The organism is Allorhizobium undicola ORS 992 = ATCC 700741, from assembly GCF_000621665.1.
Lineage (GTDB): Bacteria > Pseudomonadota > Alphaproteobacteria > Rhizobiales > Rhizobiaceae > Allorhizobium > Allorhizobium undicola.
Window position 1 is genome coordinate 234,871 of record NZ_JHXQ01000004.1, and the last position, 22,021, is coordinate 256,891.

At 60.6% G+C, this 22,021-nt stretch carries 18 protein-coding genes and 1 tRNA gene; 14 read left to right on the plus strand and 5 right to left on the minus strand.

Annotated features, from left to right (window positions below; all coding sequences use genetic code 11):
• Positions 1 to 40: 40 nt before the first annotated feature.
• The 3 genes from htpX to T424_RS0106725 all read left to right on the plus strand — a co-directional run bounded on the left by htpX (position 41) and on the right by T424_RS0106725 (position 4,306).
• Positions 41 to 1,114 carry a zinc metalloprotease HtpX gene (gene htpX / locus T424_RS0106715; protein ID WP_027487055.1) on the plus strand — a complete coding sequence of 358 codons (1,074 nt, stop codon included), beginning with the start codon at positions 41 to 43 and terminating at the stop codon, positions 1,112 to 1,114.
• The gene (locus T424_RS0106720; protein WP_027487056.1) at positions 1,105 to 2,517 is read left to right on the plus strand and encodes an RsmB/NOP family class I SAM-dependent RNA methyltransferase; all 1,413 of its coding nucleotides are present in this window, start codon (positions 1,105 to 1,107) and stop codon (positions 2,515 to 2,517) included. The genes htpX and T424_RS0106720 overlap by 10 nt, the downstream gene beginning before the upstream one ends.
• A 115-nt stretch (positions 2,518 to 2,632) precedes the next feature.
• Positions 2,633 to 4,306, plus strand: coding sequence for a heparinase II/III family protein (locus T424_RS0106725; protein ID WP_027487057.1), 1,674 nt, complete (start codon positions 2,633 to 2,635; stop codon positions 4,304 to 4,306).
• A 127-nt stretch (positions 4,307 to 4,433) separates the two neighbouring features.
• On the opposite strand, the gene T424_RS0106730 is transcribed toward T424_RS0106725, so the two are convergent.
• A tRNA-Gly gene (locus tag T424_RS0106730) sits at positions 4,434 to 4,508 on the minus strand.
• 253 nt (positions 4,509 to 4,761) lie between these two features.
• Between T424_RS0106730 and T424_RS0106735 the strand changes: the two genes are divergently transcribed.
• From T424_RS0106735 to T424_RS0106750, 4 genes are all read left to right on the plus strand, one after another.
• A complete protein-coding gene (locus T424_RS0106735) occupies positions 4,762 to 5,283 on the plus strand; it encodes a prolyl-tRNA synthetase associated domain-containing protein (RefSeq protein ID WP_027487058.1) in 522 nt (173 codons plus the stop codon).
• Positions 5,284 to 5,545: 262 nt separating this feature from the next.
• Entirely contained in the window at positions 5,546 to 6,517 is a 972-nt protein-coding gene (trxA, locus tag T424_RS0106740; RefSeq protein ID WP_027487059.1) for a thioredoxin, read from the plus strand.
• 199 nt (positions 6,518 to 6,716) lie between these two features.
• Positions 6,717 to 7,391, plus strand: coding sequence for an LON peptidase substrate-binding domain-containing protein (locus T424_RS0106745; RefSeq protein WP_027487060.1), 675 nt, complete (start codon positions 6,717 to 6,719; stop codon positions 7,389 to 7,391).
• A gap of 7 nt (positions 7,392 to 7,398) precedes the next feature.
• Complete coding sequence (locus T424_RS0106750; protein ID WP_027487061.1) at positions 7,399 to 7,587, plus strand: Trm112 family protein; 189 nt, start codon at positions 7,399 to 7,401, stop codon at positions 7,585 to 7,587.
• A gap of 412 nt (positions 7,588 to 7,999) precedes the next feature.
• Here the strand turns inward: T424_RS0106750 and T424_RS0106755 are convergent, their stop codons facing one another.
• Positions 8,000 to 9,322, minus strand: coding sequence for a ubiquinone biosynthesis hydroxylase (locus T424_RS0106755; protein ID WP_407921382.1), 1,323 nt, complete (start codon positions 9,320 to 9,322; stop codon positions 8,000 to 8,002).
• Here T424_RS0106755 and tesB point away from each other — a divergent pair.
• From tesB to xth, 6 genes are all read left to right on the plus strand, one after another.
• Positions 9,301 to 10,179, plus strand: coding sequence for an acyl-CoA thioesterase II (tesB, locus tag T424_RS0106760; RefSeq protein WP_027487063.1), 879 nt, complete (start codon positions 9,301 to 9,303; stop codon positions 10,177 to 10,179). The genes T424_RS0106755 and tesB overlap by 22 nt on opposite strands.
• A 218-nt stretch (positions 10,180 to 10,397) precedes the next feature.
• Entirely contained in the window at positions 10,398 to 10,748 is a 351-nt protein-coding gene (locus tag T424_RS0106765) for a P-II family nitrogen regulator (protein ID WP_027487064.1), read from the plus strand.
• Between the two features lie 26 nt (positions 10,749 to 10,774).
• Complete coding sequence (locus T424_RS0106770; protein WP_027487065.1) at positions 10,775 to 12,178, plus strand: ammonium transporter; 1,404 nt, start codon at positions 10,775 to 10,777, stop codon at positions 12,176 to 12,178.
• Positions 12,179 to 12,467: 289 nt separating this feature from the next.
• Positions 12,468 to 15,065, plus strand: coding sequence for an FtsK/SpoIIIE family DNA translocase (locus tag T424_RS0106775; RefSeq protein ID WP_027487066.1), 2,598 nt, complete (start codon positions 12,468 to 12,470; stop codon positions 15,063 to 15,065).
• A 241-nt stretch (positions 15,066 to 15,306) separates the two neighbouring features.
• The gene (locus T424_RS0106780; protein ID WP_027487067.1) at positions 15,307 to 15,972 is read left to right on the plus strand and encodes an outer membrane lipoprotein carrier protein LolA; all 666 of its coding nucleotides are present in this window, start codon (positions 15,307 to 15,309) and stop codon (positions 15,970 to 15,972) included.
• Positions 15,973 to 16,043: 71 nt separating this feature from the next.
• Entirely contained in the window at positions 16,044 to 16,847 is an 804-nt protein-coding gene (gene xth, locus T424_RS0106785; RefSeq protein WP_027487068.1) for an exodeoxyribonuclease III, read from the plus strand.
• 77 nt (positions 16,848 to 16,924) lie between these two features.
• Here the strand turns inward: xth and T424_RS0106790 are convergent, their stop codons facing one another.
• Entirely contained in the window at positions 16,925 to 18,274 is a 1,350-nt protein-coding gene (locus T424_RS0106790; protein ID WP_027487069.1) for a capsule biosynthesis protein, read from the minus strand.
• Between the two features lie 117 nt (positions 18,275 to 18,391).
• Here T424_RS0106790 and T424_RS20340 point away from each other — a divergent pair, with 117 nt between their 5' ends.
• Positions 18,392 to 19,678: a capsule biosynthesis protein gene (locus T424_RS20340; RefSeq protein ID WP_037066819.1), complete on the plus strand. Its 1,287-nt coding sequence runs from the start codon at positions 18,392 to 18,394 to the stop codon at positions 19,676 to 19,678.
• 36 nt (positions 19,679 to 19,714) lie between these two features.
• Here T424_RS20340 and T424_RS0106800 read toward each other — a convergent pair whose 3' ends face one another.
• Complete coding sequence (locus tag T424_RS0106800; RefSeq protein ID WP_037066822.1) at positions 19,715 to 20,497, minus strand: SDR family oxidoreductase; 783 nt, start codon at positions 20,495 to 20,497, stop codon at positions 19,715 to 19,717.
• A 1-nt stretch (position 20,498) separates the two neighbouring features.
• Positions 20,499 to 21,875 carry an aminotransferase class I/II-fold pyridoxal phosphate-dependent enzyme gene (locus T424_RS0106805; RefSeq protein WP_037066825.1) on the minus strand — a complete coding sequence of 459 codons (1,377 nt, stop codon included), beginning with the start codon at positions 21,873 to 21,875 and terminating at the stop codon, positions 20,499 to 20,501.
• Positions 21,876 to 22,021: the final 146 nt, after the last annotated feature.

Consider the following 22,021-nt stretch of genomic DNA (forward strand, 5'->3'; position numbering starts at 1 on the left):
ACCACCGCCGACGAAAAGAACCGCCCAACGGAGATGCCCCATGAACATCATGCGCACGGCCCTGCTGCTTGCCTTCATGACCGCCCTGTTCATGGGTGTGGGCTTTCTCATTGGCGGCAAGGGGGGCATGATGATCGCCCTGTTGATGGCCGGGGCGATGAACCTGTTTTCCTACTGGAATTCTGACCGCATGGTGCTTTCGGCCTATCGCGCACAGCAGGTGGATGAGCGCACGGCACCCGAATTCTACCGGATAGTGGCCGAGCTGAGTGCGCGCGCCAACCTGCCGATGCCCAAGGTTTATATTTTCGACAATCCGCAGCCCAATGCCTTCGCCACGGGCCGCAACCCGCAAAATGCCGCCGTGGCCGCCTCCACGGGGCTGTTGCAGGCGCTTTCGCCGGAAGAAGTCGCGGGCGTCATGGCGCATGAACTGGCGCATGTGGAGCATCGCGACACCCTGACCATGACCATTACCGCCACGCTGGCGGGCGCGATTTCCATGCTGGGCAATTTCGCCTTCTTTTTCGGTGGACGCCGCGATGAAAACGGCAATGGCGGCAGCATGATCGGCGCGCTGGTGGCAATGATCGTCGCCCCCTTCGCCGCCATGCTGGTGCAGATGGCCATTAGCCGCACCCGCGAATACGCCGCCGACAGGCGCGGCGCGGAAATCTGCGGCAACCCGCTGTGGCTTTCCTCGGCCCTGGCGAAGATTGCCGGATCACACCAGCCCAATTATGCCGCCGAAAACCATCCGGCCACCGCGCATATGTTCATCATCAACCCGCTTTCGGGCCAGCGGATGGACAATCTCTTCTCCACCCACCCGAATACGGAAAACCGCATTGCAGCGCTGGAGGCTTTCGCCCGCCAGACCGGCACAGGCGCCGGTATCCGGGGGCAGGCCTTCACAAAGACAGCGCAAACCGGCAATCAGGCCTCGCATGGCGTGTGGGGCGGCGAAATGCGGGAAAGCTCGACGGCCAACCCATGGGGTGCTAGAGCAGGCGGCATGAAAGAGGATGCGGCACAGTCCCGTCCCAGAACGCGCTCCGTTCCCTCGACCGGCAAGGGGCGCGACGACGAAGCCCCGAAGGGACCATGGAATTGAACGATACGACGAAGCATTCCGGCCAGAAGCGCAAACCTGGACACCAGCGCCACGCGGCAAAAGCCCATAAGCCTGCGCCATCTCATGCCGACAAGCCGGGGCTTGAAGCCCGCATGGCCGCGGCCAAGATGCTGGCGGCGGTGGTGGACAAGAAAGTTTCGCTGGACGGACTTCTCGACAACGACCACGGCAATCCTGCCTATACGGCGCTCAGCGAGGCAGATCGCGGACTGGTGCGCGCCATTGTAACGACCTCGCTGCGCTTTCTGCCGCGCATCGATGCCATGCTCAACGCATTGCTGGATGCACCGCTGCCCGCCGGCGCACGTTCCCTCTATCATATTCTGGCCACTGCGGCGGCACAGATCCTCTACCTCGACGTCCCCGATCACTCAGCGGTCGATCTCGCGGTGGAGCAGGCCAATCGCGATCCGCGCAGCCGCCGCTTTGCGGGCATGGTCAATGCCGTCCTGCGTCGTCTGGGGCGGGAGAAGGCCACCTTGCTTGAAACCACGCGCGACATTACCTGCGTGCCGGACTGGTTTTTCGCCCGCCTTTCGAGTGTTTATGGCGAAAGCGAAGCCCGCCGCATTGCCGAGGCACAGATGCTGCCTGCCGCCATCGACCTTTCCGTAAAGGGCGATCCGCAGCCCTGGGCGGAAATGCTGGGCGGGCATGTGCTTGCCAATGGCAGCCTGCGGCTTGCCGCCTTTGAAGGCGCCGTGACCACCCTTGCCGGTTACGAGGAGGGTGCGTGGTGGGTGCAGGATGCCGCCGCAGCACTTCCCGTGCTGATGTTCGGTGATGTGGCTGGCAAGACGGCAGTCGATCTCTGTGCCGCCCCCGGCGGCAAGACGGCACAGCTTGTGGCGGGAGGCGCCAGGGTTACGGCTGTCGAGCAATCGGCAAACCGCCTTCGCCGGCTGAAGTCCAATCTGGACCGGCTGGGACTGGAGGCCGAGCTTGTCCATTCCGATCTTCTGGCCTTTGCGCCGGAGGAAGGCTTCGATCTTGTCCTGCTCGATGCCCCCTGCTCTTCCACCGGCACCACGCGGCGGCACCCGGACGTGCTGTTTACCAAGGGGCCGGAAGACATAGCCAAGCTTGCGCAGGTGCAGGAAAAGCTGCTGCGCCATGCACTGACGCTGGTAAAGCCCGGTGGACAGCTTGTCTTTTCGAACTGTTCGCTGGACCCTGCCGAAGGCGAGGACATGATTGACCGCGTTCTGGCCGACACGGGCGGCTTTGCCCGCCTGCCGGTTGCCCCGCAAAACTGGCCGGGACTGGAGGAGGCGATCAGCCCGCAAGGCGATTTTCGCACAACACCCGCCATGCTGAGCGTGCCGGAGCCGTTTTCTTCCGGTCTGGACGGGTTTTACGCCTGCCGATTGCAGAAAATTTAAGGAAAATTTTACACAATTGACGGCTTATAAATCTTTCCGCATTCCTCGGGGTGGTTTGCGGAACTGTCACATCTTTTTGTTCAGCGTTTGATGGGTTCTGCCCCACAGGATGGTCATGGCAAAGAAAAAGGGGCCGTTTCTACCCGCCCTTTATCTCGGCGAAGCGTGGCGGCGCACCGCTCGCCATGGGCGGCGCAGCTTGCGCAGCACAGCCGCGCTGTTGCCGCAACGGGGCCTCAAGCTCTTGGTGGCGCCAACCGATCTCAGGGTGGTGGATCCGCATGTGGCAGATGAAATCCTGCAAGGCCGCCTTCCGCTCGCCGGACGCATTCTGGAATTCGGCAGGGTGTCGCCCTTCACGCTGGAATTGCCATCCCATACATTCGCCGAAAGCCTTCATTCCTTTTCCTGGCTCCGGCACATTCGCGCCCACCGCAGCCGGGAAGCCGCCGCACAGGCCCGTTTCATTCTCGACAGCTGGATCCGGCTGAACACCAAACGCCGCGGCATTGCCTGGCAGCCGCAAGTGCTGGCACAGCGCATCATTTCCTGGCTTTCGCATTCGCCCGTCGTACTTCAGAATTGCGAGGCAGGATTTTATCGCCGCTTTCTCAAAAGCTTAGGCCAGCAGGTGGCCTATGCGCGGATCATCGCACGCGATGCGCCCGATGGATTGCCCCGCATGAAGCTGGCCATTGCGCTGGCCATGGCATCTCTGGCGATGGCGGCCTCCGAGCGACGCATAAGGGCAGCCTCGCGCGCACTCGATCTGGAACTGGAACGCCAGATTCTACCGGATGGGGGCCATGTCTCGCGCAATCCGCAGGCGGCGCTGCGCATTCTCTTCGATCTGCTGCCGTTGCGGCAAACCTATGTGAATCTTGGCCATGATCTGCCGCCCCGCCTGATCCCAACCATAGACCGCATGTATCCGGCCCTGCGCTTCTTCCGCCATCAGGATGGGGATCTCGCCCTTTTCAACGGCGCGGGCGCCACCCTCGCCAACGATCTCATGTCGGTGCTGCGTTATGACGAAAGTGCTGGCCAGACCTTCAAGGCCCTGCCCCACAGCCGCTATCAGCGGCTTTCGGCAGGCGGGGCCGTGGCCATCGTCGATACCGGCCCCGCCCCGGCAGGCGAGATCAGCAGCACGGCTCATGCCGGTTGCCTCGCCTTCGAATTCTCATCGGGGCGGCATCGTTTCATCGTCAATTCCGGCCAGCCCCGCTTTGCGGGCGACCGTTACCAGCAGATGGCACGCGCAACGGCGGCCCACTCCACACTGGTTCTGGGCGACAAATCATCGGCGCGGATTTCGAAATCGCGCCTGCTCGGGCCTGTCATGATCGGTGGCGTTTCGGAAGTCGCGGTCCTCAGGCGCAATGGCGAGGATGAAAGCGATCAGCTTTGCGCCCGTCATGACGGCTATCTGCGCCGCTTCGGCGTGCTGCATGAGCGTGATCTGCGTCTCAATGTCAGCGGTACCAAGCTGGTGGGCCACGACAGGCTGCTTACCGAAAAGGGCGAGGCCCTGAAGAACGGCCTGCCAGCCACCGCCATGCTACGCTTCCACATTCATCCGCAGATACGGTTGATGGAGGAAGATGACCACACCATTCTTCTTGAAGCTCCCGGCGGCGATGCGTGGTTCTTTTCAGCCCCCAATGCCTTTCCCGTGGTTGCCGAGGATGTTTTCTTTGCTGGCCTCTCCGGCATCCAGCCCTCGCACCAGATCGAGGTTTCGCTGGAAACCCCGGAACTATGGTGGTTTCTGTCAAAACGGGCCTGACAGCATCCGAGCTGCGACAAAGGCTATCAACACCTGTTTGCCAAGACTGGAATATTCGACCATTTCAGGGAAAAATTGAAAAAAACGGCTCTGAAGCTAAACCCGAGAACCATGTCTTTCGGGAAACTGGAGCGGGCGAAGGGATTCGAACCCTCGACCCCAACCTTGGCAAGGTTGTGCTCTACCCCTGAGCTACACCCGCTCATCAATCCATCGGTTCGGGGTAGTTCGCTGAACCGTGGGTCGCTGCGTTGCGGCGACGAGGGCTATATGGCCCAACTGCCTTTCGATTGCAACAGGGAAATGACAGGCATTCGGCGAAATTTCGCATGAAAGCAGGAAGCCTTTGCCAAAAAAGAGAAATTTCAACTCGGAAATATGCTTCTTATGCCCCATTGCCTTGCCGGCAGGATTTGCCCTACGAAAAGCGAATAACAGTTTCAGGAATGGTTCCAATGACAGATGCACCCGCCAGCGCCGCGCCAAAAACCCGCCAGGAGCTGCTGGCATATCTCGATGGCCTCGGCATTTCCCACACAACCAAAGACCATGCTCCGGTTTTCACCGTGGCAGAATCGGTTTCGTTGCGGGATGAAATTCCCGGCGGCCATACCAAGAACCTCTTCGTGAAGGACAAGAAGGACCAGTTCTTTCTGCTGACGGTGGAGGAGAATGCCAGCGTGGACCTGAAGACCGTTCACACGATCATCGGTGCGGCCAGCAAGGTATCTTTCGGCAAGCCGGAAAAGCTCATGGAATATCTGGGCGTCATTCCCGGCTCCGTGACGGCCTTCGGCGCGATCAACGACGTGCATAACAACGTCACCTTCGTTCTCGACGAAGACCTGATGAAGGAAGAGGTCATCAATTGTCATCCGCTTTCCAATGATGCCACCACATCGATCGGGCGGGAGGATCTTATCCGCTTTCTTGAGGCAACCGGTCACACACCGCTTGTCTTGAAAGTCACGGCCTGACATACGATCTAGTGGTTTTGAGGATTGTGACGATCCCAGCAACGCGCTGCACCTGTGAATGGAAGGCGCAAGGCCGCTGAAACAGCATTGCGCGCGGTCTGCCCTCACGCCCGGCACACGGGCGTGTCGCGCAAGACGGTAGAGCGGCGTTGCAAGAATGCGGGCATAAGGATTTGAGGCGTGGAAGGCTGATCGGGGCGATCACGGCACGTCTTGCAACAGAGAATGACCGGCAGGACCGGCAGACAGGCGGGAGTTTCCGATGAGCAATGCAGGCAATCCCTATGGCGGTTATGGTGGACAGATGACCGGGCAGGCAAGCTTCGGCACGGCACCGCAGGCCCCTGCGGCGGGAGGGCTTATCAAGGATACCACCACGCAGGCCTTTGGCCGTGACGTCATCGAGGAATCGCGCCGCCAGCCGGTATTGGTGGATTTCTGGGCGCCATGGTGCGGCCCCTGCCGCCAGCTCACGCCGGTGATCGAGAAAGTGGTCAATGAGGCACAGGGCAAGGTCAAGCTGGTCAAGATGAATATCGATGACCATCCCTCCATCGCCGGGCAGCTCGGTATCCAGTCCATCCCGGCCGTCATCGCCTTTGCCGACGGACGTCCGGTGGATGGCTTCATGGGGGCGCTGCCGGAAAGCCAGGTGCGCCAGTTCGTTGAAAAACTGGGCGGCCCGCAGGGCGGCGCCGATCAGGCCGCCGAAATTGCCGCCGTACTGGAAGAGGCCAAGGGCCTTTACGATGCAGGTGACTTCGATGGCGCAGCGCAGCTTTATGCCGCCGTCATGCAGGCGGATCCCGAAAATGCGGCCTGCGTGGCTGGCATTGCCGATTGCATGATTGCGCTGAACCAGCATGAGCGCGTTCGCCAGATTCTCGACGGCCTCCCGGAAGACATGGCGAAGGCGCCGGAAATTCAGGCCGTTGCCACAAAGCTTGCCCAGATCGAGGAGGCCCGCAAGCTGGGCGACCCGGTGGCGCTGGAACATCAATTGGCCCTGAACCCTGACGATCACGCCGCCCGGCTGAAACTGGCCAAGATACGCAATGTCGAAGGCCGTCGCGAAGAAGCCGCCGACCACCTGCTGCTCATCATGAAGAAGGACCGGGAGTTCGAGGATGATGGCGCGCGCCGCCAGCTTCTGGAATTCTTCGATGTCTGGGGCTTCAAGGATCCGGCCACCATACAGGGACGCCGCAAACTCTCGGCCATTCTTTTTTCCTGAGGCTGGCCGTGGCGCCACCCCTTGCGTTCCGCGGGCAGGGCGCCACATTATTGTCATCAGGCCGGACGTCAGGAGGCCGGTTCCCGGACCGGCCTGATGCGGAGACACAAAGCTGGAGCAAGGGACCATGGCCGTTTTGGTGGCCCCTGCTGCGGATCGGCCATGCCGGACATCATATCCGGCGCGTCAGGAGGCATGAATGCAAGTCGGCAATGCAAGATATATCAGTGCTACGGACCTTCCGGACAGTCTGCCGGTTTTTCCGCTGACGGGTGCCTTGCTGCTGCCAGCCGGGCAACTGCCCCTCAATATCTTCGAGCCGCGCTATCTAGAGATGTTCGATCATGCGCTGCGCGGCAATCGGCTGATCGGCATGATCCAGCCATCGCTGGTCGAACCGCTGGAGCTTGAACCCGGCCTGCCAGCGCTCTCGAAAATGGGCTGTATCGGGCGCATCACATCTTATGCGGAAACGGGCGACGGGCGCTATATTCTCTCGCTCAGCGGTATTTGCCGCTTCCGTTTTCTGGAGGAAGTGAAAACCAGTCTTCCTTTTCGTCAGGCGAAAATCTCCCCCTTCATCGCCGATCTCAACTCGGCGCAGGAAGAAGACAGCGTGGATCGGGAAAAGCTGCTTGCCACCTTCCGCAGCTATCTTGAGGCCAACAAGTTGGAGGCCGACTGGGAAAGCGTGCAACGCGCCAGCAACCTCACCCTGGTCAATTCACTCTCGATGATGTCGCCCTTCGGCCCGGCAGAGAAGCAGGCGCTTCTGGAGGCTCCGGACCTGCGCGCCCGCGCCGACACCCTGATTGCCATTACCGAAATCCACCTTGCCCGCGGCTTCGGCGATCCCGATACCGTGCTTCAGTGAGGACGCCATGGACCAGAGGATGAATGGGGTGGACCGAAAGATGCTGGAGCTTCTCGTCTGCCCGCTGACGTCGGGACGCCTGACACTGGACCCGGAGCGCAACGAACTGATCTCGGAAAAGGCCCGTCTTGCCTATCCCGTTCGCGACGGCATTCCCATCATGCTCGTGTCCGAGGCCCGCAAGATCGAGGACTAAAGCATGTCGCGCAAAAGTGTGCAGCTGTTTTGCGATTACGACATGCGTTAAAACAAGAACTTAAAGCCCGTTGCTTGAGGCTGATCACAGTACACGACGCTTAGGCATGTGGCGTGGCCTACCCCCCTCTGCCTTGCCAGGCATCTCCCCCTCAAGGGGGGAGATTGCAATGCCGACAAAGCGCCATTCTTCAACGACTATTTGTGATGACGGCCTTTTTCAGGAATGCAGGCAGGGCCTTGATCTTGCCGATCTCCCCCCTTGAGGGGGAGATGTCCGGCAGGACAGAGGGGGGTAAGCCACACGCAAAACCTTAGCGTCGTGTACAGTGGAGGCTGATAAGCCGCAACGTGCTTTAGAGCATTTGCAGGAAAAGGGGGAACCGGCTTTCCTGAAAATGCTCTAAGGTCGCTCAGATCTTCTCTCCCGCCAGAAGCTTCGGCCCGCTTTTCGCCGCTGTTCCTGCTGCTTCGGAGATGAAATAACCCTTCAGCTTCGGCAGGCGATCCACCATTCCCAGCCCGAAATCCCGCAGGATGCGAAGCGGTGTGTTGTCGTTGGAAAACAGCCGGTTGAGCACGTCGGTCGTCACCCCCATGCGGAAGGTATCGAAGCGGCGCCACGTCTGGTAGCGCTCCAGTACGCCCACATCGCCAATGTCCAGCCCAAGCCGGTCGGCATCGACAATGGTTTCGGCCAGCGCCGCCACATCCTTGAAGCCGAGATTGAGGCCCTGACCGGAAATCGGGTGAATGCCGTGGGCCGCATCGCCCGCAAGCGCCAGACGGGGGGCGACGAATGCCCGCGCCAGCGTCAAACCAAGCGGAAAGGCCCGCCGGTCGCCAATAGCCCGGATCGCACCGAGTTTATGGCCGAAGCGGCGTTCCAGTTCGTCTTCGAACACCAGATCATCCGCCGCCACCAGGCGGTCGGCATCGTCGCTGCGTTCTGTCCAAACCAGCGAGGAGCGATTGCCGGTAAGCGGCAGGATGGCAAAGGGTCCGGCCGGCAGGAAATGTTCCTCCGCCACACCCTCATGCGGACGCTCATGCTCCACCGTGGTGACAATGCCGGATTGGCCATAGGCCCAGGTCACGGTCTTGATGCCCGCCATCTGCCGCAGTGCCGAGCGTACGCCGTCACAGGCCACGATCAGCCGGGCTGTCAGCTCAGTCCCGTCGGAAAGGCCAAGACGGGCCTCTGCCGGGCCGGATTCGAAACGGGTGGCCTTCACGCCGTTGATGACGCGGATGCCAGCCTTTTCGGCGGCGGCCAGCAAAGCGCCCACCATGGCCACGTTCGGCACCATATGGGCAAAGGGCCTGCCTTCTTCCACATCGCCATCGAAGGTCAGGAAAACCGGCCGAACCGGATCGCCAGCCCGCGAATCGGTGACAACCATCTTGCGAATCGGCTGGGATTGCGGCTCGATCTCGTTCCAGACGCCAAACACATCCAACATGCGCGTGGCGGCGGCAATAATGGCCGAGGCGCGCGGATCCTTTTGCCACTGCCCGGCCGGTGCGGCCTCCACAACCACAATTTCCATGTGCGGAGCCGCCTGCTTGACCGCCAAAGCCGCAGCAAGGCCTACATAGCCGCCACCCACCACGATCATGTCCGCCATCAGAGAAGCTCCTTCAACCTTGTCCGCGTCCTGGCTCTTATATAGATCAGCAGATACGCAGTTCCTACCCACCGGAGCCAACCAAGATGCCGCAGACTTCAGCCTCAAGCGCCGCCATGCAGCAATTGCTGCAAACGCTCGATCTCGAAGCACTTGAAGTCAACCTGTTTCGCGGCACGAGCCCGCAGGTTGGCTGGCAGCGCGTATTCGGCGGCCAGGTCATTGCGCAGGCACTGGTTGCCGCCCAGCGAACCGTGGAGGGCGAGCGCTTCGTTCACTCGCTTCACGCCTATTTCATGCGGCCGGGCGATCCGTCGGTCCCCATCATCTATCAGGTTGAACGGACCCGCGACGGCGCAAGCTTCGCCACCCGCCGGGTGCTAGCCATTCAGCATGGCAAGGCGATTTTCTCCATGTCGGCCTCCTTCCAGGATGATGAAGAAGGCCTTGAACATCAGGTGGAACTGCCAGGAATTGCCGATCCCGAAAGCCTGATGGGCGAAAAGGAATTTCGCGAGCTTTTCCTCGCGCAGGCGCCGGAAAACGTGCGCAAATACTGGGGCCGGGAGCGGCCTGTCGAATTTCGCCCCACATCGCTCGTCCATTATCTCAGCCGCGAAAAGCTGAAGCCGGAAGCCAATATCTGGGTGCGCTTTACCGGCGCCATCCCGGACGACCGGCGAATTCAGGCCGCAATGCTCGCCTATCTTTCAGACATGACGCTGCTCGATACCTCGCTTTACGCCCACGGCATGTCGATCTTCGACCAGAACCTGCAAGTGGCGAGCATCGACCACGCCATGTGGTTTCATCGTCAGGACCCCATGGATGACTGGATGCTTTACACCCAGGACAGTCCCAGCGCATCGGGCGGACGCGGCATGACGCGGGGAAGCCTTTATAGCCGCTCCGGCAAGCTGATCGCCTCCGTTGCCCAGGAAGGATTGATCCGCAAAAAGGCATAAGACTATTTTTTGTGCATTTTTGCCGTTTTGCCCAAAAAACGAAAGCCTATTGCACAATCAATTGCCTTTTTATTGACGCAATAGGTTGGATCCCATGATTTTCAAGGGGTTAACCTCCATTTTCAATCTGGCACGCACTTTGAATGTATGTCCGTGACTGCCTCCTGCTTGGGCGGGGCGGTAAGGGCATTCGGCGTTCAGCCGAGCATAACCAGAGGATTGGAAACCAGATGAAGATTGTGATGGCCATCATCAAGCCGTTCAAGCTGGACGAGGTGCGCGAAGCCCTCACGGCTGTCGGCATTCAGGGCCTGACCGTCACCGAGGTGAAGGGCTACGGTCGTCAGAAAGGGCATACGGAAATCTATCGCGGCACCGAATATGCCGTGAGCTTCCTGCCGAAACTCAAGATCGAAATCGCCGTGGCGTCGGACCTCGCCGACAAGGCCGTCGAAGCCATCGCATCCGCCGCCAAGACGGGTCAGATCGGCGACGGCAAGATTTTCGTCTATTCGATCGATCAAGCCGTGCGCATCCGTACGGGCGAAACCAACAGCGAAGCCTTGTAAGAGCCACGGCAGGGGAGTTCTTTCACATGCAATTTTCCAAGTTTACCACCCATAGCCGGCGTCTGGGCCTTGCTGCGGCGGTGTTTCTGGCACCGGCCATCGCCTTCGCGCAGGACGCAGCTGCTGCGGCACCCGTGCCGAACAAGGGCGACACCACCTGGATGCTGGTTTCCTCGGCATTCGTGCTGCTGATGACCGTACCCGGTCTTGCCCTCTTCTATGGCGGCCTGGTGCGCTCCAAGAACATGCTGTCGGTGTGTATGCAGGTCATGATGATCGCAGCCGTCGCCATGGTTCTGTGGGTCGCCTATGGCTACTCGCTTTCGTTTACGGCCGGTGGCGGCCTGAACGGCTTTGTCGGCGGTTTCTCCAAGGCCTTCCTGGCTGGCGTAACCCCAAGCTCGGTCGTTGAAACCTTCAGCAAGGGCGTCGTCATTCCGGAACTGACCTTCGTGGCGTTCCAGATGACCTTTGCCGCGATCACTCCCGGCCTGATCATCGGCGCATTTGCCGAACGTGTGAAGTTTTCGGCCGTCATTCTCTTCGTCATTCTCTGGCTGACATTCATCTACTTCCCGATTGCCCACATGGTCTGGTTCTGGGGCGGCCCGAGCGCCTATGCCGATCCGGCTGGCATGATCTTCGGCTTCGGCGCCATCGACTTTGCTGGCGGCACCGTCGTTCACATCAATGCAGGCATTGCCGGTCTCGTCGGCGCGATCATGATCGGCAAGCGCACCGGCTACGGCAAGGATATGATGGCTCCGCATTCCATGACGCTCACCATGGTCGGCGCTTCGCTGCTGTGGGTTGGCTGGTTCGGCTTCAATGCCGGTTCCAACCTGGAAGCCAATGGCGGTGCGGCTCTCGCCATGATGAACACCTTCGTTGCAACGGCAGCCGCCATCATTTCGTGGTCGCTGGTGGAATCCTTCGCACGCGGCAAATGCTCCATGCTGGGCGCGGCTTCGGGCGCAGTCGCAGGCCTCGTCGTCATCACCCCGGCTGCCGGCTTCGTCGGCCCCATCGGTGGCATCGTCATGGGCCTCATCGTCTCGCCGGTCTGCTACTTCTTCGTCTCCACGGTGAAGAACAAGTTCGGCTATGACGACACCGCAGACGTCTTCGGCGTTCACTGCGTCGGCGGCATTCTCGGCGCTCTGCTGACCGGCATCTTCGTCAACCCCGCTTTGGGCGGCGCCGGTATCGTCGATTATTCCACCGCCGATTTCGCCGCCACCTATGCAGGCACCGCCACGCAGTTCATGGCACAGCTCAAGGGCGTTGCCGTGACCCTTCTGTGGTCGGGCGTCGGTTCTGCGATCCTCTACAAGATCGTGGACGTGATCGTCGGCCTGCGCGTGCCGGTGGAAGCCGAACGCGAAGGTCTGGACCTCGCCTCGCACGGCGAAGCCGCCTATCACTCCTGAGCGGTTGCTACATCCCCTCGGAAGATGGACCCCGGCATTTGCCGGGGTCTTTTTTTGTTCATCCGGCCACGGAATTGGCATGGTTAAAAGAACATTAACCGTGATGACGCTAATCTGCCCTGTGTCGTTGCCATTGTCGCAAAACCGATAATGGCAGCGGCAGACATGAAAGAACAAAGTCGGGGCACGGGCTGCGGACAGGAATGTCGCCCCACCCCCGGTTTTTCGGAGCGCCGCTGATGCAAAGCGTGTTCCGCCGGATGGTCAACAGGATTGGCAGGCAAAACGGATGAGCAGAACCTCGCTGGCAGCAATGGAAAGACGATCGCCGCGCAGCATCGTGTTCGGCTTTGTCTATCGTCAGTTTCTGGCATTGGTCGGCTTTTCCATTTTTCTTGTGCTGATGGCGGCTGTGGCGGCACTGGCCACGTGGAATGTCACAGATCCCAGCCTGTCCTATGCCACGGCCCGCGAACCCACGAATATCCTCGGCTATTCCGGCGCCGTTTTTTCAGACCTCGCCATGCAGTTTCTGGGGCTTTCGGCGGTGCTCTCGCTGCTTCCGGTTCTGGCATGGTCGCTTTCGCTGATTTCCGGACGCCGCATTCGCCGCCTTCCCAAGCGATTGCTCGCCTGGGGCGCCAGTGCCGTGACCGGCTCGGCGGTTCTGGGCTGCTTTGCACCTCCGGCGACATGGCCTTTGCCCAACGGCATTGGCGGCGTGATCGGCGACATGATTCTGCGGTTTCCAGCCCTTTTCATCGGGGCCTATCCCACCGGTACTTTCGCCATGGTGCTGGGTGCAGTCTTCTGCATTCCCATGGTCTGGCTCATGCTGTTTGCCGCGGGCATCATCGGCACGGAAGATGACGACGACATTGTCGAGCCTCCGCTTCGCGAAGAAAGCCGCTCCAAGGCCATCGCCATCGATGACGAGGAAGACGAGCCATCGGGCAGTCTTGCACTGTTTTTCGGCTGGGTGGGCCATGCCTGGTTTACCTCGCAGGCCAGGCTGCGGCGTATTGCCGGTCTGCCGCCACTGCGCCGGGAGCGGGCCGACTTCGATCAACCCTATGATTTCAACGAGGACGGCGAATTTGCCGCGCCGCTGGCGGAGCCACGCGGCGAACGCCGCGCCGATCCCTCCTTCGCGCCTGCGACCCGCCGCCGGATCGGTGCACCTTCGGTTGCCCTTGAAGACGAACTGGACATGCCGATGCCGGACCTGCGGGCCAGAGGCCGCTCGCATGACGACATTCTCTTCGATGACGAGGAAGACGATCCGGCCCCCCAGCCTGCGCGCCGCCGCGTAGCGCCGCCGCCGGCGGAACGCTCGCGCCCCGCCACCTTCGTGCCGAACAATGGCCGCGGCTACCAATTGCCATCCATCGAGCTTCTGGCGCCGCCACGCAGCGTTGCCAAGGATGCCAGCCTCTCCGCCGACCAGCTCGAACACAATGCCCGCATGTTGGAAGGCGTTCTGGAAGACTTTGGCGTCAAGGGCGACATCATCGAAGTGCGCCCCGGCCCCGTCGTCACCCTTTATGAACTGGAACCCGCGCCGGGCATCAAATCCTCCCGCGTCATCGGGCTTGCCGATGACATTGCACGCTCCATGAGTGCCATCGCCGCCCGTGTCGCGGTCGTGCCCGGCCGCAATGCCATTGGCATCGAGCTACCCAATCGCAGCCGTGAAACGGTCTTCCTGCGCGAATTGCTGTCCAACCGTGAATTCGAAGGCTCCAAGGCCAAGCTGCCCATGGCGCTGGGCAAGACCATCGGTGGCGAACCGGTGATTGCCGATCTTGCCAAGATGCCGCATCTTCTGGTCGCCGGCACCACCGGCTCCGGCAAGTCGGTGGCGGTCAACACCATGATCCTGTCGCTGATCTACCGCCTGCCGCCGGAGAAATGCCGCCTCATCATGATCGACCCGAAAATGCTGGAACTGTCGATCTATGACGGTATTCCGCATCTGCTCTCCCCCGTCGTCACCGATCCGAAGAAGGCCGTCGTGGCGCTGAAATGGACGGTGCGGGAGATGGAAGAGCGCTACAAGAAAATGTCAAAGATCGGTGTGCGCAACATCGACGGCTTCAACAGCCGCGTCGAGCAGGCCATCGAGAAGGGCGAGGTTTTGACCCGCACCGTGCAGACCGGATTCGACCGGCAGACAGGCGAGGCCATCTATGAAACCGAAACCTTCGACCTGAAACCCATTCCCTATATCGTCGTCATCATCGACGAAATGGCCGACCTGATGATGGTTGCAGGCAAGGACATCGAGGGCGCGGTGCAGCGACTGGCGCAAATGGCGCGCGCTGCGGGCATCCACGTCATCATGGCCACGCAGCGCCCCTCGGTGGATGTCATTACCGGCACGATCAAGGCAAACTTCCCCACGCGCATCTCCTTCCAGGTCACATCCAAGATCGACAGCCGCACCATTCTGGGCGAGCAGGGCGCGGAACAATTGCTGGGCATGGGCGACATGCTCTACATGGCGGGCGGCGGGCGCATCCAGCGCGTTCACGGGCCATTCGTCTCCGACAACGAGGTGGAAGACATCGTTGCCTATCTGAAAACGCAAGGCGCGCCCGACTATCTGGATGCCGTCACCATCGACGAGGATGACGAAGACGGCGGCGGCCCTGCCGGAACCGGCAATCTTGCTGAATCCGACGATCCCTACGATCAGGCGGTCGCCATCGTGCTGCGCGACGGCAAGGCCTCGACCTCCTACATCCAGCGCCGCCTGGGCATCGGCTACAACAGGGCCGCCTCGCTCATCGAGCGCATGGAGCAGGAAGGGATTATCGGCCCCGCCAATCACGCCGGCAAGCGCGAGATCCTTGTTCCAACCGAAGCCGACATCGTGGAGCGTTGACCGGCATAACCGGCCACGGGAACGCCCGGCGGCGTCCATCGTTAACAAGGCCGGGCGTTAACAAGGTCGGGCGTTAACACGGTCGGGCCTTGGCCTGCCGCGCCGGAAGATTCTTGCGGCTTTGCGGCACCGGCCTTGTCCTAACCCGTTGAAACACCCCGCTCCATTGCCCATCTCACAATCATGTATCCGTCATCATCGCGCCTGCTTGATGATGAAGAAGAGACAAAAGGAGACGAGAATGATGAAAAAGACTGCCGCCGCACAGCGGCCTTTTGTCGAACTGAAGCGACGGAATTTTCTGGGCATGGCAGCGGCCGGGGTTTTTGCGGCAGGCGGCGTTGCCATTGCCGGGCCCGCCTTTGCCCAGGCTGAATCCAGCACCGCCCAGAAAATCGCCGACCATTTTTCCAGCGTGAAAACCATGATGGGCGAATTCGTGCAATTCGGCCCGCGCGGCGAACAGACGGCTGGCAAGTTCTACATCCAGCGCCCCGGCAAGCTTCGCTTCAACTATGAACAGCCCTCGCCGATGCGCGTCATTTCCGATGGACGCAACGTGGCCATCGGAAATCTGAAAATGAAGACCTGGGATGTCTACCCGCTTTCCAAAACACCGCTCAGCCTGCTTTTGTCGGACCGGATCGACCTGACCCACCAGATGGTCCGGCAGGTCAAGGAAGAGCAGGATCTCACCACCATCGTGCTGGGCGACAAATCGATCTTCGGCGATCAGACGATCACGCTGATGTTCGATCCCAAAACCTTCGAATTGCGCCAGTGGACCGTGACCGATGCCCAGGGCAAGGATACCTCCGTCACGATATTCAATGTGCAGCAGGGCGTAAACTTCGATGACAAGGTCTTCACCGTGCCCTATGACGACATCAACAAGCGCGGCCAGTAACCGCGCGGCAAGGGACATGCCCGCCACCTCGCCGGTGCTGGCATGTCCGCTTATGGCGCAAGGATGCTCGCATGGCCTTTTCTCTTACCACCTGGAACATCAATTCCGTCCGCTTGCGTATGCCCATCGTGCAGCGTTTCGTGGAGAGCTTTCAGCCAGACATTTTGTGCTTGCAGGAAATAAAGTGCCAGAATCACGAGTTTCCGATGGCGGAGATGACAGCCCTTGGCTATCCGCATATCGTCGTCCATGGCCAGAAAGGCTATCACGGCGTTGCCATTGCCTCGCGCTTCCCCCTTACCGAAGATCACCGGCAGGATTATTGCGGTGTCGGCGACAGCCGCCATATCTCGGTGATCTTCGAGCGCGGCGGCAAGCGTATTCGCCTTCATAACTTCTATGTTCCGGCCGGTGGCGACGAACCTGACCGCAACATCAATCCGAAATTCGGTCACAAGCTTGATTTTCTGGAGGAGATGAAGGCGCTATCGGCAAGCGCCGAAGCCGGAACTTCGGCCATCCTCGTCGGCGACCTCAACATCGCCCCTCTGGAAAACGACGTCTGGTCGCACAAGCAATTGCTGAAAATCGTTTCGCATACGCCGGTGGAAACGGAAGGCCTCACGCAGGTTATCCGCCGTGGCGGCTGGGTGGACCTGATGCGCGAACTGGTGCCTGCCAGCGAAAAACTCTATACGTGGTGGAGCTACCGCGCGAAGGACTGGGACGCAGCCGATCGCGGACGCCGCCTCGACCATATATGGTCTTCTCCCGATCTGCGCCCGGCCCTGCAACGCATCGATATTTTACGTGAGGCTCGCGGCTGGGAAAAGCCGTCGGACCACGCGCCGGTAACGGTCCACTTCGACCTGTAACCCGCAAGCAGACCTGAAAAAGCCGCCCCACATGGAGCGGCCCGCCCCTTGCAGCCTCAAGGCCGCCGCTGCGCATGTCAGGAAGACGTGCCGGCCCTCGCATAGCCCAGCTCTGCTGCGGCCTCGCCTTCCCATTCGGGCGGGCTCACCGCGTCCGCAACGGCAACAATCCCCTTGGGCGAGGAAAAACGCGGCGGCGGGGTCATGAAGGCGTCCGGTTCATTCACGCGGTCTTCCGTGATCCTTGCGACCATGGCATCGATAGCGGCCTTGCGGCCTTCAGAATTGAAGAAATCGCCCTTTACCTGGATCGTCCCCGCCATGGCGTGCACCAGATCACTGATAAGCTGCGGATCGACCGGCTGAGGACGCAGCCAGAAATCCTCCAGCCGCCCCTGATGCGTCAGGCCCGGCATATCGAACACGGCAGCGCCAAGCACGATCGTCGGCTTCAAGGCCCGCAGACTATGAAGACCAACCGTAGAGTTCACCACCACAACGCCCTTGGCATGTTCCAGCATGTCATGCAGATTGCCCTCGTCAATGAAGATCACCCGGTCTTCCATGCCGAATTCCCGACAGAGCGCCTTCACCACCTTGTCCCACCGCTCCAGGCCGTTATCCAGCGGATGCTGCTTGAACACCAGCCGGCTGCTTTTCGGGGCATGACGCGCAAAGGAGGAGACGACCTGCCGCATCATCTCCCGCAGGTGCCGATAGGGCGAGTTGGCGCGGATCTGGTAGTCGCTTTGCAATTGCAGGGCCACGACGAAAAAGTCCTGATCGTGGTCTTCCAGGAAGCCTTCCGGCAGCGCCTTGGCCTTGCGTCCGAATTTCAGCAGCCATGGCAGATAATCCACCAGCGCCGAATAATATTTGTCGGCGGTATAGAGCGGGTAGAACGGCCGCCCGAAGAAATTCAGCAGATTGTAGACGACCTCGTTGAAGGCCTCCTGATCGAAGGTATGCGGATATTGCACCATCAGATTGGCCGGTTCGACCTTCGCCGCGATCTCGCGAATACGGGCCGGATCGTTGGGGAAATGCGAAAACCGGCCCATTCCGCCGCGCTCCAGCGTGATCCAGTCGGGCCGCAGATAGCCCCATTCCACGGCGTGACATTGCACATCCATGGTCGCGGCAAGACGTGCAGCCTCACGATGATAAGGCAGCCGATCGGCATAATAGACGATGTCGGTCACGCCATGCTTTTCGATCAGGCGCTTGAGATAATGCGGCCAGGACGTCAAGGTGCCACGGTAATTCAATCCGCCCCGCTTGCGCCAGAAAAGCCGGTCGCCGAGCGTGAAATTCACACGAAGCGTCTTTGAGCCCTGCGCCTCGAAAGCCTTTGCAAATTCGCTCCAAAATACCGAGGGCGGCCCCTGGAGGAATAGCACGGTCTTTTCTCTGGCCTGCAAAGTCATCAAAAACTGCTCCCTCATTCAGCCTCGGCGCAACTTCTTATAGTCCAAGCCCCGGAAATATCCTATCACTTCCTTACCACAGAAGCCCACAAAACATTAACCAAGCCTTAATTCACCGTGACAAATCCTCGCAAATTCCTCTTCCTCCAAGGTCCGGCCTCTCCCTTTCTGCGGGTATTGGCCGAGGCGCTGGAGCAGCGGCACGCAAGTGTGATGAAGGTCAATATCTGTCTGGGCGATGTGATCTTCTGGCGGCGGCAGCCATCCGTCTTCTTTTCCGGCCGGGAAAGCGAATGGCCGGCCTTCCTCGAAAAACTGCTGAAAAAAGAGAATATCACCGACATTCTGATGCTGGGTGACGGGCGGGCGAAACATGCCAGCGCCATTGCCGTCGCCCGGCGCCTTGGGCTTCATGTGCATATTTTCGAACATGGCTATCTCCGGCCCGACTGGCTGACGCTCGAACCCTTCGGCATGTCCAGCCAGTCCTGTTTTCCGGCAGACCCGCAGGCCATTCGCACGCTTGCCCGGCAATGTCCCGAAACAGTGCAGGCAGCGCCCCGCTACAGCAACAATTTCCTCAGATATGCGCTCTACGACCTCGCCTTCCACATTCCAAATGTCTTGCTGGGCTGGCTCGCTCATCCGTATTACCGCGCGCATGGGCCGGTTCATCCCGCTGTCGAATATGCGGGCTGGATCGGCAAGGCGCTGACACGTTCGGCGCGGCAGGCAAAGGCAAGCCAGCTACAGTCCCTCTATCTTGGGCAGGGCGCGCCCTTTTTCTTTTTCCCCCTGCAATTGCCCGGGGATTACCAGATCCGCCACCACGCCCCTACCGGAAACCTGATGACCATCATGGAGGCCGTGGTCGCCTCCTTTGCCCGACACGCTCCCGCGCAGGCCCGCCTGCTGTTCAAGGCCCACCCCATCGACAACGGCCTCAATCGCTGGCCCGCCCGCATCGCGGCCATGGCCGCACGGCACGGCCTCAGCGACCGGGTGGATTTCATCGATGGCGGCAATCTCGATATTCTCATTGCCGCCAGCAGGGGTGTGGTCACGGTCAACTCCACTGTCGGCCTCACCGCGCTTCAGGCGCAAGTTCCGGTCATTGCACTGGCACCTGCCATTTACGATGTGCCGGGATTAACCCATCAGGCCAGCCTTGCCAGCTTCTGGAATGCCCCGGAGCCGCCCGATCCGCTGCTCCTCAACGATCTCATCCGCGCCATGACCGGCACGATCCAGCTACGCGGCGGCTTTCTTGATCCGCAATCCGTCGCCGACGGCGCACAGGCCATGGCCGGGATGCTTCTTGCCCCCTCGCCCCTGCCCTCCGAGCCCGCAGCAGAGCGCGGAAAATATCGCTACGACTCAGAAATCCGCGCCGCCTTCGCGTGACCCGATAGCAGCCGGAAAACCGCTACGCACTTTTCCTCAAAATGCTTTGAACCAACGATAGATCAAAGGTCTGACCAGCGAGCCGAAACGGGCCAATGCCCAGAGCGTGAGACCGAAATGGATTTCATGTCGGTTGCGGCGAAGGCCTTGGTAAATCTGTGTGGCCACGTCATCTGCCGTCCAGGGCTGCACCTTGCCCATCAGGCGCTCCGCCTCGGGGCTTCGCAGTGGCAGTTCCGCTTCCAGTTGCGGCGTATCCGTATCCGGTGGAAAGCAGATTGCAATGCGAAGGGACGTACCCGCCGCTTCCTGCCGAAGCGAATCGGCCAGACCGACAAGGGCAGCCTTCGTGGCGCAATAGGGCGCATAGCCATGCAGGCCGATATGGGCGGCACCGGAGGAGATGAACACCATCTGTCCCCCATGCTCTTTCATGGAAGGCCATAGCAGCTTTGCCGCGTAGATCGTGCCAAGCAGATTGGTTTCCACCTGCCTGCGCAACATGGCCGTATCCTGCCTTTCCAGCGAGGCGGGATGCACCACGCCCGCCGACGTCACCAGAAGATCACAAGGGCCGAAGCGCTCCTGTGCCGCCTTCAAAGCCTCACCCAGGGCGTCGAAATCGGCCACATCGGCACCGTAACATCCGTGCCGACTGTCCGCTCCCAGCAACAGGGCCGCCTCTGCCAGTCTTTGCGGCGAACGGCCGATCAGACTGACCGCCGCCCCCTGAAGCGCATAGAGCCGCGCCAGTGCCAGACCAATTCCGCTCGACCCGCCGGTTATGATGACATGGCGCGGCAAAAAGCCGGGTTGCATGTCAGCCACCAGCCATGCTGGCCAGCAATTTCTGGACATCCATGGAACCGATGCCGAAGTTGCGGGCCGTCAACTCGCCCAGATGCTGCGCCGTCAAATCCACGGCGCGGTTGATCTGTTCCTCGCTATGGGCGCTGGTGATGAAGAAGCGCAACCGCGCCAGACCTTCCGGCACCGCCGGATAAATGATCGGCAGGGCATTGATCCCCTCTTCGAACAATTGATTGGACAGCGCCACCGCCCGCAAGGAATCGGCCACGATGACCGGAACGACCGAAAAGCCTTCGCTAAGGCCGGTATCGAGACCCTTTTGCCGGGCGCGCTCCAAAAAAATCCGGCTATTGTCGCGCAGACGCTGAACGCGGCCCGGCTCCTCCTGCAAGATCTTCAGGCTCTCCAGCGCCGACGCGGCCAAGGCCGGTGCCAGGCCGACGCTGTAGACGAAGCCGCCTGCCTGCGCCTTCAGCAGCGTGATCAGCGCTTCGCTTCCGGCGATATAGCCGCCGCAACTGCATGTGGTTTTGGAGAGCGTTCCCATCCAGATATCCACGTCGCGGGCATCGAGGCCAAAATGCTCGAACGTCCCCCGCCCCGTCGACCCAAGCACGCCAAGCGAATGCGCCTCGTCCATCATCAGCCAGAAGCCGAAGCGCTGCTTCAGCGCCAAAAGCCCCGGCAGGTCGGCGAAATCGCCGTCCATGGAGAAAATGCCCTCGGAAATCACCAGCACACGCTCATGCTGGGGCGCAATGGTCGAAAGGATCCGCTCCAGATCGGCCATGTCATTGTGCTTGTAGAAGCGGCGGTTGGCGCCGGAAAGCTTGATGCCGGTCAGCGCGCTGTTGTGAATGAACTCGTCATGAATGACCAGATCCTTCGGCCCCATGAGACAGCCGATCGCCGTGACATTGGTGAGATAACCGCTGACAAAACAGACTGCGTCCTCAACGCCGTAGATTGCGGCAATCGCCGTTTCCAGTTCGCCGTGAATGGTACGCTCACCGGCCACCACACGGCTTGCCGAAGCCGAAATTCCGTAGCGGGCAATGGCATTCGCCGCCGCGCGCTGCACGCGGCCATCCCCGTTCAGGCCGAGATAGTCGTAGGAGGCAAAATTATCATAGCTGCGATTGCCGATCAGCGCGGTCGGGCCGCTCGTGCCTTCATGGCCGCGATAGAAGGGGTTGGCCATGCCCAGTTGCTGGCTGGCCATTTCCTGCAATTTCACCTGCTTGTATTCCGGCAGATCGGCAAAGCCGGGCTGCTGGCGCGTGACCTGCTGCTGCAATTGCTCGCTGCGCACGCTGCGGCCCTGCTCGACATTCTTCTGCACGCCGCGCATACGGGCCAACAGGTCCTGACGCTTGTTCTCATTCATCCGAAATTTCCCTATCGCGGCAGGCCTGCGCCATGCGAGCCTGCCGGTCATGCCCCTCGCGGATTTGATGCCGCATGGATGACGGCTGTCCGAATTATTCCCTTGAGTGAATTGTGACACCGGAATGTCGGAAATGACAAGGCCAT

Coding starts and splice junctions, on each gene's coding strand:
- T424_RS0106750 (WP_027487061.1), top strand. CDS start 7,399: ATGGACCAGAGGATGAATGGGGTGGACCGAAAGATGCTGGAGCTTCTC.
- htpX (WP_027487055.1), top strand. CDS start 41: ATGAACATCATGCGCACGGCCCTGCTGCTTGCCTTCATGACCGCCCTG.
- T424_RS0106790 (WP_027487069.1), bottom strand. CDS start 18,274: ATGACTTTGCAGGCCAGAGAAAAGACCGTGCTATTCCTCCAGGGGCCG.
- xth (WP_027487068.1), top strand. CDS start 16,044: ATGGCCTTTTCTCTTACCACCTGGAACATCAATTCCGTCCGCTTGCGT.
- T424_RS0106725 (WP_027487057.1), top strand. CDS start 2,633: ATGGCAAAGAAAAAGGGGCCGTTTCTACCCGCCCTTTATCTCGGCGAA.
- T424_RS0106775 (WP_027487066.1), top strand. CDS start 12,468: ATGAGCAGAACCTCGCTGGCAGCAATGGAAAGACGATCGCCGCGCAGC.
- T424_RS0106735 (WP_027487058.1), top strand. CDS start 4,762: ATGACAGATGCACCCGCCAGCGCCGCGCCAAAAACCCGCCAGGAGCTG.
- T424_RS0106800 (WP_037066822.1), bottom strand. CDS start 20,497: ATGCAACCCGGCTTTTTGCCGCGCCATGTCATCATAACCGGCGGGTCG.
- T424_RS0106770 (WP_027487065.1), top strand. CDS start 10,775: ATGCAATTTTCCAAGTTTACCACCCATAGCCGGCGTCTGGGCCTTGCT.
- T424_RS0106745 (WP_027487060.1), top strand. CDS start 6,717: ATGCAAGTCGGCAATGCAAGATATATCAGTGCTACGGACCTTCCGGAC.
- tesB (WP_027487063.1), top strand. CDS start 9,301: ATGCCGCAGACTTCAGCCTCAAGCGCCGCCATGCAGCAATTGCTGCAA.
- T424_RS0106805 (WP_037066825.1), bottom strand. CDS start 21,875: ATGAATGAGAACAAGCGTCAGGACCTGTTGGCCCGTATGCGCGGCGTG.
- T424_RS0106780 (WP_027487067.1), top strand. CDS start 15,307: ATGATGAAAAAGACTGCCGCCGCACAGCGGCCTTTTGTCGAACTGAAG.
- trxA (WP_027487059.1), top strand. CDS start 5,546: ATGAGCAATGCAGGCAATCCCTATGGCGGTTATGGTGGACAGATGACC.
- T424_RS0106720 (WP_027487056.1), top strand. CDS start 1,105: ATGGAATTGAACGATACGACGAAGCATTCCGGCCAGAAGCGCAAACCT.